Source organism: Paraburkholderia sp. RL17-380-BIE-A (genome assembly GCF_046028085.1).
Lineage (GTDB): Bacteria > Pseudomonadota > Gammaproteobacteria > Burkholderiales > Burkholderiaceae > Paraburkholderia.
This window is the reverse complement of record NZ_JARESQ010000016.1, coordinates 46,711-70,293: the sequence shown is the minus strand read 5'-3', so window position 1 is coordinate 70,293 and position 23,583 is coordinate 46,711. Positions and strand designations below refer to the sequence as shown.

Below are 23,583 nucleotides of genomic sequence, written 5' to 3'. Positions count from 1 at the left end.
GCGCGCAATGATCGGGCCCGTTTTCTGCTGGAAAGCCTGCATCTCTTTCTGCGATAACGGACCTGTCATGAATCGAGTCTCTGTCCTGCTTGCTGCCAGCCTTGTCGTCCTAAGCTCGGCTAACCCGGTGAACGCTGCCAGCCGCGATGAGCAGACCAAGGCCTGTCGTGGCGATGCAATGCATTTCTGCGCCGCCGACATTCCCAACGAAGACAAAATCACCGCATGCATGAAGCAGCACGTGGATGAACTGAGTCCGGCGTGCCGCGCCATGTTCAAGGGTGGCAAGAAGGGCAACGATAAAAATACTTCGCAATGAGGCGGGGCGTGAGCCGCCTGTGGCACCGCTGGAACCCGCCAGGGGATTTGCCCTCGATTGCGCTTACGCCTTCTTCGAGCGGCGCTTGATCCACCCATCACCTCACACCTGACCCTCCCACTGCCGCGATCCGGCCCTACGACGCGCGAGGCGTCGTAGAATCGTTTGTCCTCGACTCACGAAGCCACCGCATGCCTGATGCCCGAACCGGAGCCAACCGATCGCGGCGCGCGGCCTGGCGACGCCGATCCATCCGTCGCGCCAGGCGGACGAAGGGAGCGCCGCTAGCTAGTCGATCCCAACTCAACCCTGTGCCAAGGACTGGAACCACCTGCCCATGACTCGCCCGACCACGCAGATTTTCGACGCCGCCGCGACCGCGCGGCTGATTCCGTATGCCGCGCTCGTCGACGCACTCAAGCGCGCGAGCGTCGAGTATGCACAGCAGCGCATCGCGAGTCCCGAACGGCTCGTCGTGCCGCTCAACGAAGGCGGCATCATGCTGTCGATGCCCGCCACCGCGCCCGATCTCGCGATCCACAAACTGGTCAACGTGTGCCCGAGCAACGGCCCGCGCGGCCTGCCCACGATCCACGGCAAAGTGATGACGTTCGACGCCGACACCGGCGAGACGCTTTTCATCCTCGACGGGCCGATCGTCACGGGCCGCCGCACGGCGGCAATCTCGATGCTGGGCGTCGAAACCTTCGCCGCCGGCACGCCGCGCGAATTCCTGCTGATCGGCACCGGCACGCAGGCGCTCAACCATCTGGAGGCGATCGGTGAGCTGTTTCCAGACGCGCGCGTATGGGTGAAGGGCAGTGCGCCCGCGCGTGCCGAAGCATTTTGCGCGCAGCATCACGACAAGGTGCGCGAGCTTCGGCCGCTCACGCAAGACGGCGGCGCGACCATCCCCGAGTCGGTGGACGTCGTGATCGCGCTGACCACGAGCAGACAGCCCGTCTACGACGAACCCGCGCGCGCGGAGCGCCTCGTGATCGGCGTCGGCGCATTCACGCCCGCCATGGTCGAGATCGGCGCGCACACCATTGCCGGGAGCGCGCTTTTCGTCGACGACGAGGCCGGAGCGCGCCACGAGGCCGGTGACTTCATTCAGGCGGGCGTGGATTGGGCTCAGGTCGGCGGGATCGCCTCGGTGCTCGGCAACCCGGCGCTGCGGCCGCAAAAAAAACCGATCGTTTTCAAAAGCGTCGGCTGTGCGGCGTGGGATCTGGCGGCGTGCCGCGTGGCGCGCGAGGCGCTGTCAGGCAGTTGAAGGCTCGCCGCACAAAGCGTGCGTGAGAAGCTGGTGCAATGGCGCGAGGGGGTGAGGAGCAGCGGAGATATAGCAACGCGACCGGCTTGCCGGTGAACGCCGAAAAAGCCTTGCAAACAGGCTCTTACCGTCTCAGGTTGGCATATTGCGCCAACCTGAGGCACATGTTGCCGTGCAAACAATCGCAAAACGTTGCACCATAGGCGTTTGCCAGAAAAAAGTGCCGGCCTGCCGGCACGGCGCTTCGCTGCTGCTTGTGCTGCTGCTTTTTTCTGCCCGTTGACCGACGCCTCATCCATCACGACGCTGCGACCGCGCTATGACGACCCACCACGCTTCTGCCACTCCCGACCTGCCGCTCGACATGATCATCTTCGGCGGCACCGGCGACCTGTCGTTTCGCAAGCTGCTGCCCGCGCTCTACATGGCGCATCTGCACTGCAATCTGCCGCCGGACACCCGCATTCTCACGATCGGCCGCAAGCCGTGGTCGCGTGAGGAGTACATCAACGAATTCATGGAGTTGAAGGCGAAGCCCTTCATCGAAAAGAAAGCGTTCGAAGCCGCCGCCTGGGACAAATTCCTGGCGCTGTTCGAATACGTGCGCATGGACGTGGACTCGGTCGAGGACTATCAACGCCTGAAGGAAGCGTCGCGTGAAGGCGTGCGCCGCGTGTTCTATCTGGCGACGTCGCCGGATCTGTTCACGAACATTTGCGACAACCTCGCGGCCGCGGGACTCGTCGACGGCAACTCGCGCGTGGTGCTCGAAAAGCCGCTGGGCCACGATCTGGCCTCCGCGCAGGAGATCAACATAGCGGTCGGCAAGCATTTCAGCGAAGCGCAGATCTACCGGATCGACCACTACCTCGGCAAGGAAACCGTGCAGAACCTGATGGTGCTGCGCTTCGGTAATCCGATTTTTGGCCCGCTGTGGCAGGCACCGTACATCAAGAGCGTGCAGATCACGGTGGCGGAGACGGTCGGCGTGGGCAGCCGCGCGGGCTTCTACGATAAAACCGGCGCGCTGCGCGACATGGTGCAGAACCACTTGCTGCAATTGCTGTGCATTGTCGCGATGGAACCGCCCGTGTCGCTCGACCCGGACGCGGTCCGCGACGAAAAGCTCAAGGTATTGCGCTCGCTGCGGCCCATGACGCCGGAAGACATCGCGCGCGATACGGTGCGCGGCCAGTACACCGCCGGCGCCGTGGACGGCGAGGCGGTGAAGGGTTATCTCGAGGAAGACAACGTGCCGGCAGGCAGCCGTGCCGAAACCTTCGTCGCCTTGCGCGCGCATATCAACAACTGGCGCTGGGCGCATGTGCCGTTTTTCCTGCGCACCGGCAAGCGGATGCAGAAGAAGGTGTCGGAGATCGTCATCGAGTTTTCCGAGTTGCCGTTCTCGATCATCCCGAATGGGAATAGCGGGCACAACTACGGCAACCGGCTCGTGATCCAGTTGCAGCCCGAGGAGTCGATCCAGTTGCAGGTGCTCGCGAAAGAGCCGGGCAGCGGCATGCATATGGTGCCGGTCAATCTGAATCTGGACTTGCAGCAGGCCTTCACCGAGCGTCGCGCGGAAGCGTATGAGCGTTTGCTGATCGACGTGATTCGCGGCCGTCTCACGCACTTCATGCGTCGCGACGAACTGGAAGCGGCGTGGGCGTGGGCCGAGCCGATTCTGGCGGGCTGGAGCAAGTCGGGCGAGAAGCCGCGTAGCTATACGGCGGGCACGTTCGGACCTTCGGCATCGACCGCGCTGATGGCGCGCGAAAATGCCGTGTGGGCGGAAGAGTCGCAATAAACGGTTTTCTTCAGCGCAGTGAAGAAGCCCGCGAAAGCGGGCTTCTTTATGTCCGCGATAAACGCAGGCCTAAGGCAACGAAATCGTCAAGGTAGCCGATTGCGGCCCCAGCTTGACCACCTGCGAATACGGCGCGAGCGAGCGCAAGGTCTGGTCGCGCAGATAGGTGTTCAGGCCGAGGTAGGCCAGCAGTCCAACCAGCGCGAACACCGCGCCGATCGACCACAACGGCACCTCGCGTTTCAGCCGGTGCGCGACCTGATCGGGCAGCGGCCAATGCGGCGCGAACGGCGCGCGTTTGCCTTTCATATGCGCGATTTCATCGCCGATGCGAGCGGTCAGATAAGCGAGCTTCTCCGGTCCCTCGAGCAGATATTTGCCCTGGAATCCGAGCAGCAGGCACATGTGAAACACCTCGAGCGATTGCAGACGTGCCGCGCCCTGTGCACGGCATTCCTCGAGATACTGGAAAAATTTCTCGCCCGCCAGCTGCTCGCCGAACAGCACGAGTTGCAGCGGCCGGCGCTCCCACTCCGTGCGGATTCTGAACGTGGACGACAACACCGATTCGTCGATGGCCGCGCAGAACGCAAACTTCGACGCGTAGACATCTTCCGCCGACGCATTGAGCTTCTTCGCGCCGCGTTCGAAGTCGCCGAGAAACTGCTGGATGCGCTGGCTGAATTCTTGCGCGTCGCCGGGCTCGCGGCCGTTCTTCAACAGAAACAGCATGAAGAAGCCGTCGTATAGCAGATCGAGCAGCGAGCGGACCTGATAGCTCGGCTCGGTGATCGGGGCGGGCGTCGCGGCAGGCGTGCTGCCGCCAAAGAGGGAGGGCGCGTAGCTCATGATGTGACGGCGATCAGTTCGAGTTGAAGATCGTTGATGCCCGACGGCGCGTAGATCATGGCCGATTGGGCCTGCAACATGCGGTCGTACAGCGCGCCACGCGATTCGAACGAGAAGTAGCAGGCGCCCGGGCGGACCGGAATGGCGGGCGGCACCTGCGGCGTGTAGACGAGGCGCACGCCCGGCATGGCCGAGAGCACGAGCTTGTCGACGTCGTCCGGCGCGCCGACCTTGAAGCGCGCGGGCACGGCTTCCACGAGCTCGGCGGTGGGCATGTCCGCCGACACCGCGATGTAGAACAGGGTTTTGTCGTCGATCTTGCCGGAGTCGAGCCGGCCCGCATGGAACGACGGGCGCACTTCTTCGAGCGAAATCGCGAAGTAGCGCGTGGAGATCACGGTCTCGAGCAGATCGCGCAGGATCGTGTCGAGACGCGCGAAACCGGGGCCCGGATCGTCATGCCGGTAAGCCGGCAAGTCGGACAGCGCATAGCCCTTCGAAAACGTCATCAACTGGCCGGCGAGGCGCAGCAGTTCCTGGAACAGACGTTCAGGATGCAGCGCCGAATGCTGGTACAGATGCGCGAGCGAAGCGAACGCCGCGCTTGCTGTATGCAGCAGCCAGAACGACGCAATGTCGCCGGAGCGGAACTCGATGATGTTCTTGGTCGGCTCGCGGTGAAAGCCGTACAACGCATTGACCTTGGCCTGCAGTGCGTCGATCAGTTGGCGCAGCCGCTGATGCAGGACCGGCGAAGCGTCGATGGCGAGGCAGGGCGGCACGAAGGTGTCGTCGATTTCGAAACCCGACGTGGCCGTGCGACGCACGCGTACGAGCGGCACCGACAGCAACTGGTCGCGCGGCTCGCTGTGCGCGATGAGTTTGACGCTGGTCTTCAGGAACGTGATGTCGGCTTCGGCGGCGTCGGTGAAATGATCGGCCACCGGCGTCTGCTCACTGACGTAACGCGAGACGAAACCCGCGTTGCTGTCTTGCGAATAGTTCGCGCCGGTTTCGCGCAGCGGATGCAGCGCGAGATAAAACGTGAATTCGTTGATTCCGTCGGGCAGCGTATCCAGCGCGATGGGTGGCGGCAGGTCGTCGGCTTGCGGCGCGGAGTAGAGCGCGCCGTCGGGAAACACCAGCGAAAGTTCGCTCACGCGCAGCACGTTGCTGCCGAGCGCGTCGCGGTCGAAGCGCGCCGAACGCACGCCCCAGTTGTACGGCTGGATCGCCTGGATCGATTCGAACAGGCGTGCCTCATGATAGGCGTCCTGACGCTGAAAATGCTGCGGCCTCAGAAACAGGCCTTCCCCCCAGAGCACTTTTGCGGAATAACTCATCTCAAACCTGTTATATGCGTTCAGCGTGTGGCGCACCCGGAGATAACCGATTCGAGCGCCGCATTGTTAAATCTGTGAAAAATGTTAAATCGTATTTTATCGGCATCTTTATCCGCAACTCACCGAAGAAAGCATATTCAGCGGTTGTGCGGGCAATCCCTGTTCTGGCGGGATCACAGTGCCGTTGGTCACCGTCATTGCACAGTTATGCAGGCCGATCATTATGCCGGATTTCTCCGACTTCGCCGGGTCGAAGGCGAATTTCCAGCGTTGCATGGCCGGATCGCGGAATAACGCGACGATACCGAATGCCTGCGCTTCACGCGAGACTTTTTCGGTAACAACGTAGCGCTGGCCCGGGATTAGCGTGAGTTCGCGCACACCCAGCAAATCGCCGCCCAAGGTAGTTTTTTCCCTCGCTGGATCGGTAAAGGCGTCGAATGGCGCCTGCTGGAATGAGGTCGGGTCTTTCAGGACATATAGCCGCACTACCAGCGCTAATGGACGTTTGTCGTTCGCCGCATTCAGATTCGGCGCCGCATATAAGGTGAGGCCGACATTGCGTGGCGGCTTCTGGGCGTCCGGCAGGTCCGGTTTGCCGAGGCCGCTTGCCTGCAAAGCCGCGTTGGCAGCCGCTCCGAGCACCGTCACACCGGCCGCGCAGCCGCCCAGCAGCGCGCACGCGGCGGCATTGGCAATCAATTGCGATGCATAGCGAATAAGACGCGAATTCATATACATCGACCGGCTCGCCGCCGTCCCCTATCAGAACAATCAATAACGAAATCAAGCCGGTCATTTTGCAGAAACGGTTTGCCACGTAATGCCGCTTTATGCAAAGTGCATGAAGCGATGCGTGGCAGCCTATAGCGGGCGAAGAGTGGCAAATTTTTCCGCTTTCTGTTTCTTGCTATTGAAGCAGGAAACAATTTCTGCATGTTTCGTTTAAATGACCCTCATGCATTTTTTTTGTGCAATCCTTCTTCACACGAAAGTTGAATTATCGAAAATTGGCCTGTACTATACCCGCGCACTTGAAGCAAAGCAAAACTCCGGTTTTCCCTTTGAAATAAAAAATTCGCACGTCGGTGAAAAACGATGAATGAGCGTCTGTTAGTAAAACTATCTGGGGTTGTGTTGGCATGCGGCGTGATGGCCGGTTGTGCGACACAGGGCAACAATCTCGCGACCACACCGGAGGCTTTTAATAAGCAACTCGCGGATGCCGATACCGTCGCAAAGGGCGGCGATCAGGATCGTGCAATCGCGCTTTATCAGCAGCTTTCCAAATCCGACCCGACGCGTGAAGAACCGTGGTCGCGTATTGCGCAGATCCAGTTCACGCAAGGTCATTACGGTCAGGCAATCGTGGCCGCGCAGGAAGCGCTGCAACGCGACCAGACCGATCGTCAAGCCAAGAGCGTGCTGGCCGTGGCCGGCCTGCGCGTCGCCACGCAATCGCTCGGCGAATTGCGTCAGGACGCATCGCTCGCGGGCGATGCGAAGTCGGACGCGCAAGCGCTCGCCAAGCAATTGCGCGACACGCTCGGCGAAGCCACGTTGTTCCCGCCTGATCCGAGCGACAAGCCCGTGGTGAAGAAGAAGCGCGTCATTCGTCACACCGCGAAGAGCAAAGCCGTGGATACGCCGGACGCCAGCCCGAGTGCCGCGCCGGCTGCCGCCACGCCGGCTGCTCCCGCAGCGCCGGCGGCGCCTGCCGCACCCGCCAAAGCCGCGCAAAGCGGCGGCGCGTCCGATCCGTTCAGCGCGCTGCGCTGATCCAAGCCTGATCCATCAGCACCCGGGAGCCGACGATGGCGAAGAAAGAAAGCATTCAAAAACGCTTGCAAAAAGTGCGGCCGCCCCGCGTCCAATTGACCTATGAGGTCGAGCGCGGCGATGCGATCGAGGTGAAGGAGCTGCCGTTCGTCGTCGGCGTGGTCGCCGATCTGGCGGGGCAGTCCGAAATCGAGCAGCCAAAGCTGCGCGATCGCAAGTTCGTCAACATCGATCGCGATAACTTCGACGACGTGATGAAAGCGATCGAGCCGCGCGCCGCGTTCCAGGTGGAAAACCGCCTGAGCGAAGCCGGCGGCAAATTCGCGGTCGATCTGCGCTTCAAGTCGATGGCCGATTTCAATCCGGACGAAGTAGTCGCGCAAATCGAACCGCTGCGGCGCCTGCTCGAAGCGCGCTCGAAGCTCGCCGATCTGCGCAACAAGCTGGCCGGCAACGACAAGCTCGAAGACCTGCTGAGCGAAGTGCTCAACAACACGCAGCAGTTGCAAACCCTGGCGAAAGATCAGGGCAACGCGGCGGACCAGCACGGCGGCGCGCCGGACCACGACAAGCAGGGCGAATAAAGCACGGGGTGTGAGATGAATCAACAAACGGCAGCAGCCCAACTGGCCACCGCGCAAGGCGGTACGGAATCCACGCTGCTCGACGAAATCGTCGAGAAGAGCCGCGTGGCGAAGTCCGATTCCGAACACGCGCGCGCGAAGGACCTGATTGGCGAGCTCGTGCATCAGGTGCTCGACGGTACGGTGGTGGTATCCGACAACCTGTCGGCCACGATCGACGCACGCGTCGCCGAACTCGACCGCCTGATCTCCGCGCAGTTGAGCGCGGTGATGCACGCGCCGCAATTCCAGCGCATGGAAAGCACGTGGCGCGGTCTGGATTACCTGTGCAAGGAAAGCAATACCGGCGCAACGGTCAAGATCAAGGCGCTGCATGCGCCCAAGCGCGACCTGGTGCGCGACTTCAAGACGGCGATCGAATTCGATCAGAGCGCGCTGTTCAAGAAGATCTATGAGGAAGAGTTCGGCACCTTCGGCGGCTCGCCGTTCGGCACGATCATCGGCGACTTTGAAGTGACGCGCCAGCCGGAAGACGTGTATTTCATCGAGCAGATGTCGCACGTCGCGGCAGCCGCGCATGCGCCGTTCATCGCTTCTGCGTCGCCCGAATTGCTGGGCCTCGAAACCTTTGCCGACCTCGGCAGGCCGCGCGATCTCGGCAAGGTGTTCGACACGGTCGAATATGCGAAGTGGAAGTCGTTCCGCGACGCCGAAGATTCGCGCTATGTCGGTCTCACGCTGCCGCGTTTTCTGGGCCGCCTGCCGTTCAATCCGAAAGACGGCGCCACGGCGGAGGGTTTCAACTTCGTCGAAGACGTGGACGGCACGGATCACAGCAAATACCTGTGGTGTAACGCGGCGTGGGCATTCGCCGCACGCCTCACGGCGGCCTTCGACGACTTCGGCTGGTGCGCGGCGATTCGCGGCGTGGAAGGTGGCGGTCTGGTGGAAGATCTGCCCACCCACACCTTCAAGACCGACGACGGCGAAGTCGCGCTGAAATGCCCGACCGAAATCGCGATTACCGATCGCCGCGAGAAGGAGTTGAGCGACCTCGGTTTCATTCCGCTCGTGCACTGCAAGAACTCGGACTATGCGGCGTTCTTTGCCGCGCAATCGGTGCAGAAGCCCAAGAAATACAGTACCGACAGCGCCAATGCGAACGCAGTCCTGTCCGCGCAATTGCAGTACATCTTCTCGGTGTCGCGTGTCGCGCACTACCTGAAGGCGATGATGCGCGACAAGATCGGCAGCTTTGCATCGGCGCAAAACGTCGAAGTATTCCTGAACCGTTGGATCTCGCAGTACGTGCTGCTCGACGACAACGCGACGCAGGAGCAGAAGGCGCAGTTCCCGTTGCGCGAGGCATCGATACAGGTCTCGGAGATTCCGGGCAAGCCGGGTGCGTACCGTTCGGTTGCATTCCTGCGTCCGCATTTCCAGTTGGACGAGCTGTCGATTTCTTTGCGGCTCGTCGCCGACCTGCCGAAACCGGCCAATTCATAAGCAAATCAGAGAACCCGGGCCGGCCGCCCGGATTAGCTGCTAAAACCACCTCTTTGGGGAGTCGATGAGTTATGAAGGATATCTATTTAAAATTCGGCAATCCGGCGATCAAAGGCGAATCTGCCGATAAGGATCATGCTGGCTGGATCGAAATTGATTCGTGGAGCCATTCGATCACGCAACCGCGTTCGGCAACGGCTTCAACGGCAGGTGGTCACACCTCCGAGCGCTGCGAACATGCCGACATGCTGTTCACGAAAGACATCGACGTGGTCAGCCCGCTGATTTATCAACATGCGTCGGGCGGCACGACGTTCGACGAAGTCACGATCGACTTCATGCGTTCGGACGGCGAAGGCAATCGCATCAAGTACCTGGAAGTGAAGCTCAAGTACGTGATCATCTCGAGTGTGACGCCGAGCGTGGTGGGCGAAGGCCTGCCGTCCGAGCAGTTCTCGCTGAAATACGCTGCCGTGCAATGGAAGTACACGCAGCAGAAGATCGGCGGCAACCAGGGCGGCAACGCGCAAGGCGCGTGGAGCCTGACGAAGAACGACAAGACGTACGCGGTCTGATGCAGGTGCGCATCCGGCACGCGCGGCTCGCGAGGGCCGCCGTGCGCCGTGCGCGCCTCGCATCGACCCGCTTCTTCGGACGCTGATGAAACGTTTCGAACCCAGCTTTCTCGACAAGCTGTTCGACGACGAACCGCATCTGCCGGCTTCTCCGGCGATGCGGCAATTGTCGTTGGACGAATTGAAGAGCACCGTCGCGCGCGACGTCGAGGCGATCCTGAATACGCGCATCGCCCTGACCGAGCCTGAGCTGGCGGCGCTACCGGAATGCCAGCGCTCGGTGCTCACGTACGGTCTGAACGATTTCGCGGGCCTGAGCCTCGCGAGCCATTACGACCGCACGTTCATCTGCAAATCGATTCAACAGGCCATTGCACGGCACGAGCCTCGCTTGCAGGATGTGGCGGTCACGCTCGAATTGAACGAACAATCGACCAACGCGTTGAACTTCGCCATCCAGGCGCTGCTGGTCGTGCATCCGGCGGAAGAACCGGTGAGTTTCGACGCGATGCTGCAACCGTCCACGCTGCAATACTCAGTGACGCGCGCACGCGCGAAGCTGTAGCAGCAAGATTTTCAACCGTCGCATTTCAGGTGGCGGGGTTGTCGAGCAATGGCTTTCTTAGTACCGCTTTACCGCCGCCGTTACGCGCAACGGCGGCGATAGATTGGGCGGATAGGTTTCAGGTCCGGGGATAGATCGATGGAAGAACTGCTGCCGTATTACGAGCGCGAATTGTCATTTCTGCGGCGCTATTCGCGCGACTTCGCCGAACGCTACCCGAAGATCGCGGCGCGTTTGGCCATGTCCGGCGAGCATTGTGAGGACCCACACGTCGAGCGGATGATCGAATCGTTCGCGCTGCTCGGCGCGCGCATCAACAAGAAACTCGACGACGATTACCCCGAATTCACCGAAGCGCTGCTGGAAGTGCTGTATCCGCACTACCTGCGGCCATTTCCGTCGTGCTCGATCGCACAGTTGGGCACGTCCGCCGCGCTGAGTCATTTGACGGAACCCGTACGGGTGGAGCGCGGCACTGAACTCAAGTCACGGCCCATTCGCGGCGTGCAATGCCGGTTCCGTACCGCCTACGACGTGACGCTGGCGCCAATCCGTATTTCGGAGGCGAAATACACCTCGGTGGCGATGGCGCCGAGTGCAACCGTGCTACCAGGCAATGCCACGGCGATCGTGTCGATCACCTTTGAATCGACGGCGGCGCAACTCGATCTGTCCGCGCTTAAACTCGGCACGCTGCGCACGCACCTGCACGGCGAACAGTCCTTTATCGCGGCGCTGGCGGACTGTCTGTTCGTCAACGCCATGGCCACGTATGTGGAGGCGGACCGGCGCGGCGTGTGGAAACAGGTGCGCGAATCTCCGGTCGTGCAGGCGGGTTTCGGCGAAGAAGACGCACTGATCGACTATCCGGCCAAATCGCACCCGGCGTACCGGTTGCTGACCGAGTACTTCGCGTTCCCCGAGAAATTCAATTTCGCCGACTTCGATCTCGCGGCCATGACGCGCGCGAGCGGCCGCTGCCAGCGTGTCACGCTGCACGTGGTGCTCAAGGAAGTGCGCAGCGACTCACACGTGGCGCGTCTGCTGGATTCATTGGGCGCACATCATTTCCGCCTTTTCTGCACGCCCGTGGTGAATCTGTTCGAGCAGCACGGCGAGCCGATTCGCGTCAGCCATCAGGCGATTTCGTATCCGGTAATAGCCGAAGCGCGCCGTGCATTTGCCTACGAGGTCTATTCGATCAATTCGGTGAAACTCGTCAGGCAGCAGGCACATGAAGAATCGGTGATCGAATTCCGGCCGTTCTATTCGTTGCATCACGGCGAAGCAGCGCGTGCAGGGCACTACTGGTTCGCCAGACGCAACGATTGGGTCGCGCAGAAAAGCCCCGGCTATGAAACTGAAATCTCGATCGTCGATATCGACTTCGAACCGGCCGCGCCGCAAACCGATACGTTGAGTCTCGATCTGACCTGTACCAATCGCGATCTGCCCGCCGGTCTCGCCGTAGGGCTCGAGGGCGGCGATCTGTTTCTCGAGGGCGGCTCGCTGACCGGCAGCATCTCGATGTTGCGGCGCCCCACGCCGAGCGTGCGTTTCGAGCGCGGGCGCGCCGCGCATTGGCGGCTGATCTCGCATCTGGCGTTGAATCACGTCTCGCTGGCAAACAGCGGTCTGTCGGCGCTCAAGGAAATGCTCGTGCTCTACGATTTGCGGCGCACGGCGGTCTCGGCGCGGCATATCGACGGGCTGGTGGGCATTGAACAGCGCGCAGCCGTGCAATGGCTACCTGGCAAACCGTTTGCCACTTTCGTGCGCGGCATTGAGATTCGTTTGACTATCGACGAAGAACATTTCGTCGGCACGAGTCTCGCGTCGTTCGTGCGGGTGATCGACACGTTTTTTGGGCTGTACGTGCATCTGAACAGCTTTGTGCAACTGGTCGTCGTGTCGAAGCGCACCGGCGAGGAGATTCTGCGATGCAAACCGCGCAGCGGCGAATCGATCCTAGCGTAGTCGAGCAGCTTCTCGACGAGCCGCATCGCTTCGAATTCTTTCAGGCGGTGCGAATTCTCGAGAAGTGGTTCGCACAGCAATCGCCTTCCCATGCCGGACGCCCCGGAGAAATCGTCGCGCAGCGAATCGCTTTCCGCAATTCGCTGTCGATGTCGTTTCCGCCGAGCGAGATTCACGGCGCGCAGTCTTACGACGCTGCGGGCGCGGCGCTGAAACAGAAAACGCAACGTACCGCCGCGCTCGAAGACGGCTCGCTCGACAAAGTGGATATCACGCCGGCGTTTTTCGGTCTGCTCGGCGGGCAGGGCGCGTTGCCGCTGCATTACACCGAGCAGATCGTGGCGCGCGAGCAGATCAAGCGCGATCGTGCCGCGCGTGAGTTCTTCGACGTGTTTTCGAATCGCGCGACGGCGCTGTTCTACGCGGCGTGGAAAAAATACCGTCTGCCGTTTCATTACGAGCTGGACCGCGACGAACGTTATTTGCCGTTGCTGCTCGCGCTGGCCGGCGTCGCCGACGACGACACGCGCAACAGTCTGCAAAGTGGCGAGGGCGCACTGTTCGACGAAGCCATTGCCGGTTACGCGTTGGCCGCGCGGCATCGTCCGGTGTCGGCGGCTTATTTGCAACGCACGCTGTCGGAGTACTTCAAAGTGCAGGTGCGCGTCGAGCAGTTCGTCGGCAAATGGTACGACGTGCCGCACGATCAGTTGACGCTGCTCGGCAGCGTGAACGCGACGCTCGGCGCGACCGCGCTGGCGGGCGAGCGCGTCTGGCAGCGCGACATGCGTGCGCGGCTCGTGATCGGACCGCTCGGCAAAGCCGACTACGAAGCGTTTCTACCTGGCGCCGATCGCGCGGTGGCGCTCGAACGCATGCTGACGTTGCTGGCCGGCGTCACGCTCGAATACGAGGTGTCTTTGGTATTGCGCCGTGCGGCCGTCGGCCCGAGCGTGTTGAGCAAGGGCGCGCGCCTCGGCTGGGACGCGTTCCTGTGCACGAAAGAGGCCGACCGTGATCGCGCGGATGCCCGTTACGAATTGCACGTGATTCACTGACTATAACGACAGAACCTGGACCCGGATCGCACGACATGAGCACGTCCCTCAACACCCTGATCGCCAAACTGAATCCGACCTGCCGGCAGGCGGCGTTGCTGGCGGCGAACAATTGTCTCGCGCGTGGTCACTACGAGGTCGACCTCGAGCATCTGTTGCTGGCACTGCTGGACGAACCGGCCAGCGACGTCGCGCTGGTTCTGCGCGCAAGCAAAATCGACGCGCACGCGTTGCGTGCGGATCTGGATCGCGAATTGCAGCGGTTGAAAACCGGCAACACGCGCACGCCGGTGTTTTCCAGGCATCTGATCGAATGGCTCGAACAGGCTTGGCTGATTGCATCGCTCGATTCGCAGATCGGACGCATCCGTTCCGGGCATCTGCTGCTGGCGCTGCTGAGCGCGCCGGATCTCGCTCAATTCGCCGAGCGCATGTCGCCGCTGCTGCGCGACGTACGCGTGACCGATCTGAAGCACAAATTCGATGAGCTGACCGCCGGCTCGCGCGAAGTGGAGCGCAGCAACGGCACGCAAGGCGCGGAAGGGGACGCAGCCGCAGCCGCGACCGCGGCCAGCGATGCCGCACCGGGCGCGCCATCGAAAACACCCGCGCTCGATACGTACACCAGCAACCTCACGCAGCGAGCGCGCGAAGGCAAGATCGATCCGGTAATCGGCCGTGAAGGCGAAATTCGCCAGACTATCGACATATTGATGCGCCGCCGCCAGAACAACCCGATCATGACGGGCGAAGCAGGTGTCGGCAAAACGGCGGTGGTCGAGGGGCTGGCACTGCGCATTGCCGCCGACGACGTGCCCGCGCCGCTAAAAGGCGTGGCGCTGCATGTGCTCGACATGGGACTGCTGCAAGCCGGGGCGAGCGTGAAGGGCGAGTTCGAGAACCGCCTGAAGAACGTGATCGACGAGGTGAAGAAGAGCCCGCATCCGATCATTCTGTTTATCGACGAAGCGCACACCATCATTGGCGCGGGTGGTCAGGCCGGGCAGAACGACGCCGCTAATCTGCTGAAGCCGGCGTTGGCGCGAGGTGAATTGCGCACCATTGCGGCCACCACGTGGAGCGAGTACAAGAAATACTTCGAGAAAGACGCGGCGCTCGCGCGGCGCTTCCAGGTCGTGAAGATCGAGGAGCCGGGCGAGGCGCTCGCCGCGGCCATGTTGCGCGGCATGGCGGGGTTGATGGAAAAACACTTCAACGTGCGCGTGCTCGACGATGCGATCACCGAAGCGGTGCGTTTGTCGCATCGCTACATTAGCGGCCGGCAACTGCCGGACAAGGCGATCAGTGTGCTCGACACGGCTTGCGCAAAAGTGGCGCTCGCGCACAGCTCCACGCCGGCTGCAATCGACGACACGAAGAAGCGCCTCGAACGTATCGACGCTGAAATCGCCGCACTGGAACGCGAAGTAGCGAGCGGCGCATTGCACCACGAGCGTCTCGCTGAATTGCGCGCCCTCCGTGAGGAAGACCTCAAGGACCTCGCCGAAGACGAAGCGCGCTACGACAGGGAGCGCGCTCTGGTAACGGAAATCGTCGGGCTGCGCGCGGACCTCGACGCGGCGCGCGTCGCCAGCGCGGACCCCGAACAAGCCGGCAAGGTGCAGCAGGCGCGCGAAACGCTCGCCACGCGTGTGGCCGAATTGCACTCCTTGCAAGGCGGCCAGCCAATGGTGCCGTTGCAGGTCGACGCTCATGTGGTCGCCGAGATCGTCGCGTCATGGACGGGTATTCCGCTCGGCCGCATGGTCAAGGATGAAATCCAGACCGTGCTGAACCTGCAACCGTTGCTGGCCGCGCGCGTGATCGGCCAGGATCATGCGCTCGAAGCGATCGCGCAGCGCGTGCGTACCGCGAGTGCGAATCTCGAAGATCCGAACAAGCCGCGCGGCGTATTCATGTTCGTCGGGCCGTCGGGCGTCGGCAAGACCGAAACCGCACTCGCGCTGGCGGACGTGCTGTACGGCGGCGAACGCAAGATGATCACGATCAACATGAGCGAGTATCAGGAAGCGCATAGCGTGTCCGGCCTGAAAGGCTCGCCGCCGGGCTATGTCGGTTACGGCGAGGGCGGTGTATTGACCGAGGCGGTGCGCCGCAATCCGTACTCCGTGGTACTGCTCGACGAAGTCGAAAAGGCGCATCCGGACGTGCTCGAAATGTTCTTCCAGGTGTTCGACAAGGGCACCATGGACGACGCCGAAGGCCGCGAAATCGATTTCCGCAACACGCTGATCATTCTGACTTCGAATGTCGGTTCGCAGGCCGTGATGCAGGCCTGCCTGAACAAGAGCGAGGAAGAACTGCCCGACGCCGGCGAACTCGCCGAGACGTTGCGCCCGCAACTGTACAAGGCGTTCAAGCCGGCGTTTCTCGGCCGCATGAAGGTGGTGCCGTACTATCCGATTACCGATGACGTGCTCGCCGAAATCATCGACCTGAAGCTCGAACGGATTCGCCGCCGCATTGAATCGAATCACAAGGCCGTGTTCGAGTGGGACGAGTCGCTGGTCGATGCGGTGCTCGCGCGGTGCACCGAGGTGGATTCAGGCGCACGCAATGTCGACCACATTCTGAACGGTACGTTGCTGCCCGAAGTTGCGCAGCGCGTGTTGGAACGCGTGGCCAACGGCGCTTCGCTCGAACGCATCGCCGTGCGGGCGAGCGAAGCGGGCGAATTCGACTACACGGTGGTATGAGCGGGCGCGCCGAATCGCGCGTCAATCTGTTTAATGCCGTACCGGATACTTATTGCTTTCTTTCATGCCGATTAATCTGAACACGTTGCTGGCTCCGCTCAGCGAAATCTCGCCTTGTGGCGAAGATCTGCTTTTCTCAGCGGATTTCGATGCGATTCAGCACGCACGCCGTTTCGAAGACCCGTCGCTGGATCAGGGCGAGTGGGTCACGGAAATCAAAGAGGCGGATTGGTCGTTTGTCATCGAGCGCTCGAGTAGTCTGCTACAAACGCAGACCAAGGATCTTCGCCTGGCAGTCTGGCTGACCGAGGCGCTCGCAATCGACGAAGGCATGAACGGTCTCTCGCAAGGCTACGGGTTGTTGACGGGACTTTGCGAGCGCTACTGGGACCACGTCCATCCGCTGCCGGACGGCGACGACACCGAGTATCGCCTTGGCAACGTCGCGTGGCTCGTCGGCCGCACCGGCGATCTGCTACGCGCCATGCCGATTACGTCGTCGCAGGGCAATACGTACAGCACGATCGATTGGGATGTCGCCACGCATGTTGCGCAGGCCGTCAAGCGCGATCCGGATCATGCCGACGACATTGCGCGTGGCAAACCGTCGATCGAGCAGATCGAGGCGTCGAAGCGCGCCACATCAACGGCGTTCTACGCCGCGCTGCTCGTCGATCTGAAAGCGTTTGAAGCGGCTATGCTGGCGCTCGAACAGGAGCTGGACCGGCATGCCGGCGATTCCGCGCCGAGTTTCCGTCAGGCAAAAGACGCGTATGAAAGCGTCTACCGGTTGGTGGAACGCTTCGCCCGCGAAGTGGGCGTGAACGCCGAAGCGGCGCCACCCGCGAAAGGACCTGCGCCGAACGAGTACGAACGGGCCGAGCCCGCCTTCAAGACTTCACCGCAACGTGAGGAACCTGTGTTGACGACCATGCCGGCCAGCCCGATTGCAGGAATTCAAAGCCGTGCGCAGGCCGTCGCGCAACTGCGCGCGGTGGCCAGGTTCTTTCGCGCTACGGAGCCGCATAACCCTGCGGCGTATTTCGCCGACAAGGCAGCGGAGGCGGCGGATATGCCGTTGCATCAATGGCTTTCGAGCGTGGTGAAAGACGACGGATCGCTCGCGCATATTCGCGAGTTGCTCGGTGTGAAGCCGGAAGAGAACAGCTAGATTAGAATCTCGATGCGGCAAATGAAAAAGCCTGGCTTCGGTTCCCTATCGAAGCCAGGCTTTCTTTTATGCGCGCCGCGCAAACACCCAATCAAGACCCCGCACGAAACTCGATGCGGCGATTCCGTGCCCGTCCGTCAGTCGTGTCATTCGATGCAATCGGCTGATCCGGGCCGACGCCGGTCGTCGTCATCTGTTGCGGCGGGATGCCCTTCGCGACCAGATAGCCTTTGACCGCATCCGCGCGCGCCTGGCTCAGCGCGATATTCGACGTGCGATTACCCGAGTTGTCGGTGTGCCCGATGATCGCAACCGTTTTGGTCGTCATTTTCCCCATGGCGGCGGCCATCTGATCGAGAATCGCGCGGCCTTGGGGCGTGAGCGTGGCGCTGCCGGTTTCGAATTCGATCGTGCGGTTCGCGAGCGTCTGATCGAGCAGGCCTTGCTCGGATGCGCTCACGCGCAGGCCGTTCTTGATCGTATAGGTCGGGTTCAGCGCATTCGCCATGTCGCTCGCGAGTTGCTGGCGCTGCGATTCGTTGTGCACTTCGCCTTTCACGTCGATCTGCGTGCCGTCGATTTTCAACTGGCCTTTGCTGATCTGCTTCAATTGCGGACCGATCAGCTTTTGCACGTTGGCGGACCAGTTCGGCGGCGTCGCCACGTCGGCGACTTCGATCTGGTCGACCACGTTGGCCGCGCCGTATGTGTCGCGCAGGCGGGCGAGCACGGCCGCCTTGGTCGCTTCGTCCGGCACCTTGCCGCCAACCACCACCTGGCCCGGCGTCGCGTTGGCGGGCGGCGGCGCCGCGCTGATCGCGCCGGTGCCCGCGCCGGTCGTGCCGCTGGCGAGCCCGGCCGTGGTCACTGCGGGTCCCGCATTACCCACCGGCGCCGACGCAGCCGGCGGCAAAATCGTGGTGTGAATCGAAATACCGCTGTTGTCGACCGGCGTGACGCGAGCGGGGCCGTCGTTGTCGGCATGCGCGAGGGCGCTGAGCAGAAGGCCCGCAAGCAGCACGGACGTGCGCGTGGAGAGGGTCAGCATCGTGTCACGCTCCCGTGAATGCTTCGCGGAACGTGTCGATGCTGACGCGCAGCGACAGTTGCGGTTGGTCGAGGTAACTGACGAGCTTGCTGATGCCATGATCGTTCTGTGCGTGTTCGTCGATCCACTCGGGGTCGTCGATATCGATGTTATGTGCCGCATACGACTGCGGATCGACCACGCTGTGCAGCGTTTTGGCCGACGCGCCATTAAAGCCGATGATGAGCCGCTCGCGCTCGGCAATCGTGCCGATGAAAATCGCCAGTTCGAAATCCGCCTGCGCGACGAACGGCGCGATCAGTTCGAGCCAGAACGCGGCCACGAGACTGCGGTAGAACGGATCGTTCGGCAGCGGCAAGGTCAGCCCGCGTTCGAGATGCGACGAACCGCTTTGCATCACCGGACGCAGCAGCGAGCCGAGCGCGAGCATCGCGCCGCGCAAACGCACCGGATGGCCGCTCGCGAGCAGCATCTGTTCGAGGCCCGCGAGCGTTTGATGCTCGACGAAATCGTTGAAGGTGCCGTCGTGCGGATTGCCGGGGCCGCCGCCGATCTCGATCGGCACCTGCATGTCGCCGAGTGCCTGCAGCGCGCCCGGCGGTTCGCTCGCGCCAAGCAGCGGCTTCATCTGCGCCGCGACGCGCGACCACAGCCGCGCGAAGGCAAGCGGGCTGTGCGCGAGAAACGTCAGCGGCTTTTCGACTTCGAGCGCGGTCGCGGCAAGAAACGGAAAACGCCGCGAGGATTGATCGTGGCTGGCCATCATATGCCCGGCAATCGCCAGTTTGCTGCGGGAACCGAGGAACGCGAAGTGCATCGGCTTGGCGTTTTCGTAGACGATCTTCCAGCGTGGATCGTCGCTCAGCAGTTCCATGGCTTCCGCGATCCAGCGGTCGAGCGTGGCGAGCAGCTGCGGATTATGGGCGCTCTTCACAAAGTCGCCGCGCGACGGGATCTTGCCGAAGTAGGCGATTTGCGCCTGCACGGTTTGCGTCATTGCGCACCCCCTGTATTCGAAACCGCGGCGGCGGCCGTAGCCGGACGCGCCGCTTGCGAGGCCGGCGCGATCGCGGGCGCGGCGCCCGGTGCACCCGCGGCGGTCGCGTTGACCGAATTCGCCGCCGCGCTCACATCCGCCACCGAGGAGGGCAGCCGCAAGCCGCGCAGGCTCTGCTGTTGCGGCGCATCGCTCGTGCCGCTCGAAGCCTGCGACGTGCTGATGATGCGCATGCTGACCGCCACCGTCACGCTGCCTTGCGTCCACGACAGATCGAACGTGCCGTCCGGACGACGCTTGCGTTGCGCCGAATTGATCAGCTTTTCCAGGCCGTAGCGGCCCGGTTCGTTGACCAGTTGCAGCGTGCGGCCGTCGAAGGTCGTGGCGTTCAGCGTCGCGCCCGGCGAACCCGAAGGATTCGGCCACACGAAGTTGGTCCACTGCGGCGGCGTGTTCCGGTAGCGCATCTGCTGGCCGTCGATTGCAAGCGTGTATTCCGTCGTGCCGCTGCTCGGCTGCGGCAGGATCTGGAACACGGTCTGCGGTTCGGAGGAACTCTGGCCCGACGCACCGGCCGCGCCGCCGGCAAGCGGTGCCACCCAGCGCGCGAAGCCGTTGGTGAAGTCGGGCGTGAGCGCGAGGCCCATATCGCCCCACGTGCGCGCCGTCAGCGTGTCGCCACGGCGCACCGCGAGCGGCCCGAGCGTGGTGCCGACGAACTTGGCAATCGCGCCGTCCGGACCGAACACCTGGGCTATTTCGCCCGCGCCGGCTTCGACCTTCGCGTCGCTCGCAAACGGATACTTGTTGGCTAGCGAACCCTGGAAGCTCTGATAAACCTGCGCATTCCACACCTTGTTGACTTCGACGCTGGCCGGCTGGATCACCACCGCATACGCCGCCATCAACGGACGCACGAGCAGCGGGCGCAGCGCTTTGCGTTGCGAGTCGGTGAGACCGGTGAGCATCTGTTCGTCGACGTATTTCAGCGAATCGGCAAGCTCGGAGCCGCTGCCGTCGAGCGTCTGCTGCATCAGTTGACGCGCGCCCGGTCCCGGATCGCCCTGATTCTTGATCACGTTAAAGCGTGTGCGGACCTTCGACAGCGTGTCCATATAGCCCTTGAGCATCGAGCCGTTGTCGCCGCTTACCACGATGCGGCCCAGCGCCGAGAACTCCTGGCCGATCGGACCCATTGGCATCTCGACCGGATTGCCGTTGATATCGATATTCGCGTTGATCTGGCCGGTCGGCGCCCGCGAGAACCAGTTCTTGAACCAGCTCGTCACGCCGGTTTGCGCGCGCTTCAGGTTCGCGTTGAAGAGCGAGGGGTTGTCCCACGAAGTCTGGTCGTACGCGGTTTCGAGCACCTTGCGGATCGGCGAATCCTGTGGGTCGCCGAGACGGTTCATCGCATCCACGGCCTGACCGAAACTGCCGAAGCTCTGCACCGCAATGCCTTGCATGAACTTTTGCCAGTGCATGGCGTACTCGGTCTTGTACATCGTGACGAGCGCTTTCTGGATCTGCTCGGGACTGCCTTCCAGCGTCAGGTCGTCGTGGGCTGACGTGTTGAGCACCCAGTCCTTGGCCTGCAGTTCCTTGGTGGCCGCGTCGCGAATGGCGGGCTGCACGTACTGGAACCACGCTTCTCGCGTGAAGGTGCCGGGAATCGCGTAACTGCCCGCCACCAGCGCCGTATTGCTTTCGCCGACAATGCGCGCGATCGTCATCGGCGCGAAACGGGTCGATGCGCGTGCCTTGATTTCCTCATAAACCCGTTGACGGGCCGGCATGCCGCGCACCACGCGGCGCAGGTTCTCGCGCGTCTGGTCGACGAGACCGAGGTTCTGGTCGATCATCGGCCAGTCGTCGTCGGACACGCGCGAAAGGTAGAAGGTGATCATGCGTTCGGCGCTGCGGATCATCTCGTCACGCGGCATGTTGCCGCGATTCGTTTCGAGCCAGCCGCGCCAGAAGCGGGCAACCTGGTCGGTGAGGTGAGCCGTTTCCACATGACGCTTGTCGCTCAGCATCAGGTAGGTCTTGAGCGCGTTGTACGCATCTTCGACGTTGGTCGGCGAGGCGTCGCTATAAAGTCCACCCTGGCTGTTCGCGCTCATGGCCGAATGCGTGGAGACCGGAATCGCGGCGGCGTCCGGTGCGCGGTTCAACGGCGCGAGTTGGTCGGGGTGTGCGTTGACGTCCTTCAGGAAAGAAGCGAGATTCTGCGAGACCGGATCGAGCAGGATCTGGCGCACGCCGTTGTAGTACTCGGTGAGCAGACGCTGTTCGAGCCGGTCGCCCTGATAGAGGCCGAGCGATACCGCAAGCGGCTTGTCGCGGCGGAACTGCTCGAGCTGGTCGATGCGGTCCTCGAGCACGTCCATGGCCTGCAGCCGCGATTGCAGATCATTGCGGTTCTGCTGCAGGCGCACTACGTTGTCGAGGTCGGCCTGCACGTTCGCCGTGAGTTGCTGGTTGTTGACCGTCGACCAGGTCCAGCCGCCGAGCGCCAGTGCGAGCACCGCGACGAAGCCGAAGAAGGTCGCATAACGCATGCGCGTTTTCGCGGGGCTGGCGAATTGCCTGACCGTTTGCCGGTCGGCGAAGATCACCTTGGAGAACAGGTCGCGCAGAAAGAAGCCGTTCTTCGAAAACGCGCTATGCGGCTTGGGCAGGCTATCGGCGCTCAGGCCGAAACGGTTCGCGATGCGTGTGGCCGCGGCGCTATTGGTCTCGCCTTCCTGCAATGCACTGGTGAAGTAGAAGCCGCGGAAAATGGGCTTGTACTGGAACGGGTTGGTCTCGAACAGCGTGGCGAGAAACGCGCGCAACGCAGGTTTGATGGTGGAAAATTCGAGCGGAAAGCTCAGCTGACCCGGCGAGAGCTTATTGCCGCGATTGATCGACATCTGCGCGACGCTGATTTCTTTCAGGCCGTCGTACAGCTCCTCGAAGTGCTCGTCGAAGAGACCCACCACGTCGCGCTTTTCGTCCGGCTCGTAGGGCAGGGTGGCGCCCCACACGCGGTCGTATTCGTGGCGGTCGCTGCCGCTGAAGAATTCGGTGAAGCCGGTAATCAGGTCGGCCTTGGTGAACATGACATACACCGGCGCGAAGACTTCGAGCTTCTCGGTCAATTCCTGCACGCGTTGGCGCAGATTCTTGGCGAGATTGATCGCGAATTCAGGCTTGCTGTTGGTCAGCTCCGCAATGCTCGCCGTGACGATAATGCCGTTGATCGGCGCCTTCGGGCGGAAACGTTTGAGCAGGCCGAGGAAACCGAGCCATTCGGTGCGGTCTTCCTCGTGCACGGAATAGCGCCCCGCGGTGTCGAGCAGAATGCCCTCGGTCGTGAAGAACCAGTCGCAATTACGCGTGCCGCCAATGCCGTGAATTACCGCGTTGTTCTTGTCGGCAAACGGAAATTGCAAACCCGAATTCAACACCGCGCTGCTCTTGCCCGCGGCGGGGTTGCCGATCACGATGTACCACGGCAACTCGTACAGCGCCGAGCCGCCGGAGACCTGGCCGATCTTCGAGGTCTTGATGGTCTTCACCGCCTCGACGAGGCGCGTGCGCAGCACGTCGAGTTCGGCCTGGCGTGCGGGGGTGGGCGCGGGGCCGGCTTCAGTCTGCTTTTCCGCCTGCTGCTCGAGCATTTCGCCGAGCTTGCGGTTCGCGCGCCGCGCGCGCAGACGGCGTACCACCCACACCAGCAGCCACAGCGCGACCACGACGCCGAGCGCGATGGCTGGCCACATCAGGTCGATCTGCAAGGTATCCGCGCCGATGAATAGAACAGCAGCGAGCGCGAGCAAGCCGATGATCGAGAGCGTGCGTGTGTGGGTCAACACGTTGAGAATGCGTCGCATAAGCCGTTCAGGTCTGGGTGATGAATGTCGTGGCGCGTGCTGTGGCGCACGGCATGGTGCGCGTATGGCGTTTGAAATAAATCGAGTGCATGTTCAGGCGAAAGCGAATACGGCAAGATTGTTAAATCCGCGAA

18 protein-coding genes are annotated in these 23,583 nt (G+C 62.2%); 12 read left to right on the top strand and 6 right to left on the bottom strand.

The features are described from left to right. The first annotated feature begins 67 nt into the window (after positions 1–67). The 3 genes from P0D68_RS25290 (at position 68) to zwf (ending at position 3,402) form a co-directional block, all read left to right on the top strand. Entirely contained in the window at positions 68–319 is a 252-nt protein-coding gene (locus P0D68_RS25290) for a hypothetical protein (protein ID WP_408187370.1), read from the top strand. A gap of 337 nt (positions 320–656) precedes the next feature. After that, positions 657–1,595: a bifunctional Delta(1)-pyrroline-2-carboxylate/Delta(1)-piperideine-2-carboxylate reductase gene (lhpI, locus tag P0D68_RS25285; RefSeq protein WP_408301338.1), complete on the top strand. Its 939-nt coding sequence runs from the start codon at positions 657–659 to the stop codon at positions 1,593–1,595. Positions 1,596–1,914: 319 nt separating this feature from the next. After that, positions 1,915–3,402 (top strand): glucose-6-phosphate dehydrogenase, encoded by a 1,488-nt coding sequence (zwf, locus tag P0D68_RS25280; protein ID WP_408301336.1) that lies wholly within the window; start codon positions 1,915–1,917, stop codon positions 3,400–3,402. Positions 3,403–3,471: 69 nt separating this feature from the next. On the opposite strand, the gene icmH is transcribed toward zwf, so the two are convergent. From icmH to tssJ, 3 genes are all read right to left on the bottom strand, one after another. Continuing rightward, complete coding sequence (icmH, locus tag P0D68_RS25275) at positions 3,472–4,251, bottom strand: type IVB secretion system protein IcmH/DotU (protein ID WP_091801949.1); 780 nt, start codon at positions 4,249–4,251, stop codon at positions 3,472–3,474. Further along, positions 4,248–5,594 (bottom strand): type VI secretion system baseplate subunit TssK, encoded by a 1,347-nt coding sequence (gene tssK, locus P0D68_RS25270; RefSeq protein ID WP_091801946.1) that lies wholly within the window; start codon positions 5,592–5,594, stop codon positions 4,248–4,250. Before tssK ends, icmH begins: the two co-directional genes overlap by 4 nt. 108 nt (positions 5,595–5,702) lie before the next feature. After that, positions 5,703–6,329 carry a type VI secretion system lipoprotein TssJ gene (gene tssJ, locus P0D68_RS25265; RefSeq protein WP_091808740.1) on the bottom strand — a complete coding sequence of 209 codons (627 nt, stop codon included), beginning with the start codon at positions 6,327–6,329 and terminating at the stop codon, positions 5,703–5,705. 363 nt (positions 6,330–6,692) lie between these two features. Here tssJ and P0D68_RS25260 point away from each other — a divergent pair, with 363 nt between their 5' ends. The 9 genes from P0D68_RS25260 to tssA all read left to right on the top strand — a co-directional run bounded on the left by P0D68_RS25260 (position 6,693) and on the right by tssA (position 17,526). After that, positions 6,693–7,373, top strand: a complete 681-nt coding sequence (locus P0D68_RS25260) for a tetratricopeptide repeat protein (protein WP_408301334.1) — start codon at positions 6,693–6,695, stop codon at positions 7,371–7,373. A 35-nt stretch (positions 7,374–7,408) separates the two neighbouring features. Next, positions 7,409–7,957, top strand: a complete 549-nt coding sequence (gene tssB / locus P0D68_RS25255; RefSeq protein ID WP_408301332.1) for a type VI secretion system contractile sheath small subunit — start codon at positions 7,409–7,411, stop codon at positions 7,955–7,957. A gap of 15 nt (positions 7,958–7,972) precedes the next feature. Continuing rightward, positions 7,973–9,463: a type VI secretion system contractile sheath large subunit gene (gene tssC, locus P0D68_RS25250; RefSeq protein ID WP_091801935.1), complete on the top strand. Its 1,491-nt coding sequence runs from the start codon at positions 7,973–7,975 to the stop codon at positions 9,461–9,463. A gap of 71 nt (positions 9,464–9,534) precedes the next feature. Then, a complete protein-coding gene (locus P0D68_RS25245) occupies positions 9,535–10,038 on the top strand; it encodes an Hcp family type VI secretion system effector (RefSeq protein WP_091801933.1) in 504 nt (167 codons plus the stop codon). An 85-nt stretch (positions 10,039–10,123) separates the two neighbouring features. After that, entirely contained in the window at positions 10,124–10,603 is a 480-nt protein-coding gene (gene tssE / locus P0D68_RS25240) for a type VI secretion system baseplate subunit TssE (RefSeq protein WP_091801930.1), read from the top strand. A gap of 138 nt (positions 10,604–10,741) precedes the next feature. Continuing rightward, positions 10,742–12,580, top strand: coding sequence for a type VI secretion system baseplate subunit TssF (tssF, locus tag P0D68_RS25235; protein ID WP_408301329.1), 1,839 nt, complete (start codon positions 10,742–10,744; stop codon positions 12,578–12,580). Then, positions 12,544–13,638, top strand: coding sequence for a type VI secretion system baseplate subunit TssG (gene tssG / locus P0D68_RS25230; RefSeq protein ID WP_408301327.1), 1,095 nt, complete (start codon positions 12,544–12,546; stop codon positions 13,636–13,638). Before tssF ends, tssG begins: the two co-directional genes overlap by 37 nt. Before the next feature lie 35 nt (positions 13,639–13,673). Next, positions 13,674–16,355, top strand: a complete 2,682-nt coding sequence (tssH, locus tag P0D68_RS25225; protein ID WP_408301325.1) for a type VI secretion system ATPase TssH — start codon at positions 13,674–13,676, stop codon at positions 16,353–16,355. A gap of 64 nt (positions 16,356–16,419) precedes the next feature. Then, positions 16,420–17,526, top strand: coding sequence for a type VI secretion system protein TssA (gene tssA, locus P0D68_RS25220; RefSeq protein ID WP_408301323.1), 1,107 nt, complete (start codon positions 16,420–16,422; stop codon positions 17,524–17,526). Positions 17,527–17,617: 91 nt separating this feature from the next. Here the strand turns inward: tssA and P0D68_RS25215 are convergent, their stop codons facing one another. From P0D68_RS25215 to tssM, 3 genes are read right to left on the bottom strand one after another with little or no spacing between them, the layout of a single operon-like run. Next, positions 17,618–18,574, bottom strand: coding sequence for an OmpA family protein (locus tag P0D68_RS25215; protein ID WP_408187379.1), 957 nt, complete (start codon positions 18,572–18,574; stop codon positions 17,618–17,620). Between the two features lie 4 nt (positions 18,575–18,578). Then, positions 18,579–19,571 (bottom strand): type VI secretion system-associated protein TagF, encoded by a 993-nt coding sequence (gene tagF / locus P0D68_RS25210; protein WP_091801911.1) that lies wholly within the window; start codon positions 19,569–19,571, stop codon positions 18,579–18,581. After that, entirely contained in the window at positions 19,568–23,449 is a 3,882-nt protein-coding gene (tssM, locus tag P0D68_RS25205; RefSeq protein ID WP_408301321.1) for a type VI secretion system membrane subunit TssM, read from the bottom strand. The genes tagF and tssM overlap by 4 nt, the downstream gene beginning before the upstream one ends. Positions 23,450–23,583 lie beyond the last annotated feature (134 nt).

Coding starts and splice junctions, on each gene's coding strand:
- P0D68_RS25290 (WP_408187370.1), top strand. CDS start 68: ATGAATCGAGTCTCTGTCCTGCTTGCTGCCAGCCTTGTCGTCCTAAGC.
- lhpI (WP_408301338.1), top strand. CDS start 657: ATGACTCGCCCGACCACGCAGATTTTCGACGCCGCCGCGACCGCGCGG.
- zwf (WP_408301336.1), top strand. CDS start 1,915: ATGACGACCCACCACGCTTCTGCCACTCCCGACCTGCCGCTCGACATG.
- icmH (WP_091801949.1), bottom strand. CDS start 4,251: ATGAGCTACGCGCCCTCCCTCTTTGGCGGCAGCACGCCTGCCGCGACG.
- tssK (WP_091801946.1), bottom strand. CDS start 5,594: ATGAGTTATTCCGCAAAAGTGCTCTGGGGGGAAGGCCTGTTTCTGAGG.
- tssJ (WP_091808740.1), bottom strand. CDS start 6,329: ATGAATTCGCGTCTTATTCGCTATGCATCGCAATTGATTGCCAATGCC.
- P0D68_RS25260 (WP_408301334.1), top strand. CDS start 6,693: ATGAATGAGCGTCTGTTAGTAAAACTATCTGGGGTTGTGTTGGCATGC.
- tssB (WP_408301332.1), top strand. CDS start 7,409: ATGGCGAAGAAAGAAAGCATTCAAAAACGCTTGCAAAAAGTGCGGCCG.
- tssC (WP_091801935.1), top strand. CDS start 7,973: ATGAATCAACAAACGGCAGCAGCCCAACTGGCCACCGCGCAAGGCGGT.
- P0D68_RS25245 (WP_091801933.1), top strand. CDS start 9,535: ATGAAGGATATCTATTTAAAATTCGGCAATCCGGCGATCAAAGGCGAA.
- tssE (WP_091801930.1), top strand. CDS start 10,124: ATGAAACGTTTCGAACCCAGCTTTCTCGACAAGCTGTTCGACGACGAA.
- tssF (WP_408301329.1), top strand. CDS start 10,742: ATGGAAGAACTGCTGCCGTATTACGAGCGCGAATTGTCATTTCTGCGG.
- tssG (WP_408301327.1), top strand. CDS start 12,544: ATGCAAACCGCGCAGCGGCGAATCGATCCTAGCGTAGTCGAGCAGCTT.
- tssH (WP_408301325.1), top strand. CDS start 13,674: ATGAGCACGTCCCTCAACACCCTGATCGCCAAACTGAATCCGACCTGC.
- tssA (WP_408301323.1), top strand. CDS start 16,420: ATGCCGATTAATCTGAACACGTTGCTGGCTCCGCTCAGCGAAATCTCG.
- P0D68_RS25215 (WP_408187379.1), bottom strand. CDS start 18,574: ATGCTGACCCTCTCCACGCGCACGTCCGTGCTGCTTGCGGGCCTTCTG.
- tagF (WP_091801911.1), bottom strand. CDS start 19,571: ATGACGCAAACCGTGCAGGCGCAAATCGCCTACTTCGGCAAGATCCCG.
- tssM (WP_408301321.1), bottom strand. CDS start 23,449: ATGCGACGCATTCTCAACGTGTTGACCCACACACGCACGCTCTCGATC.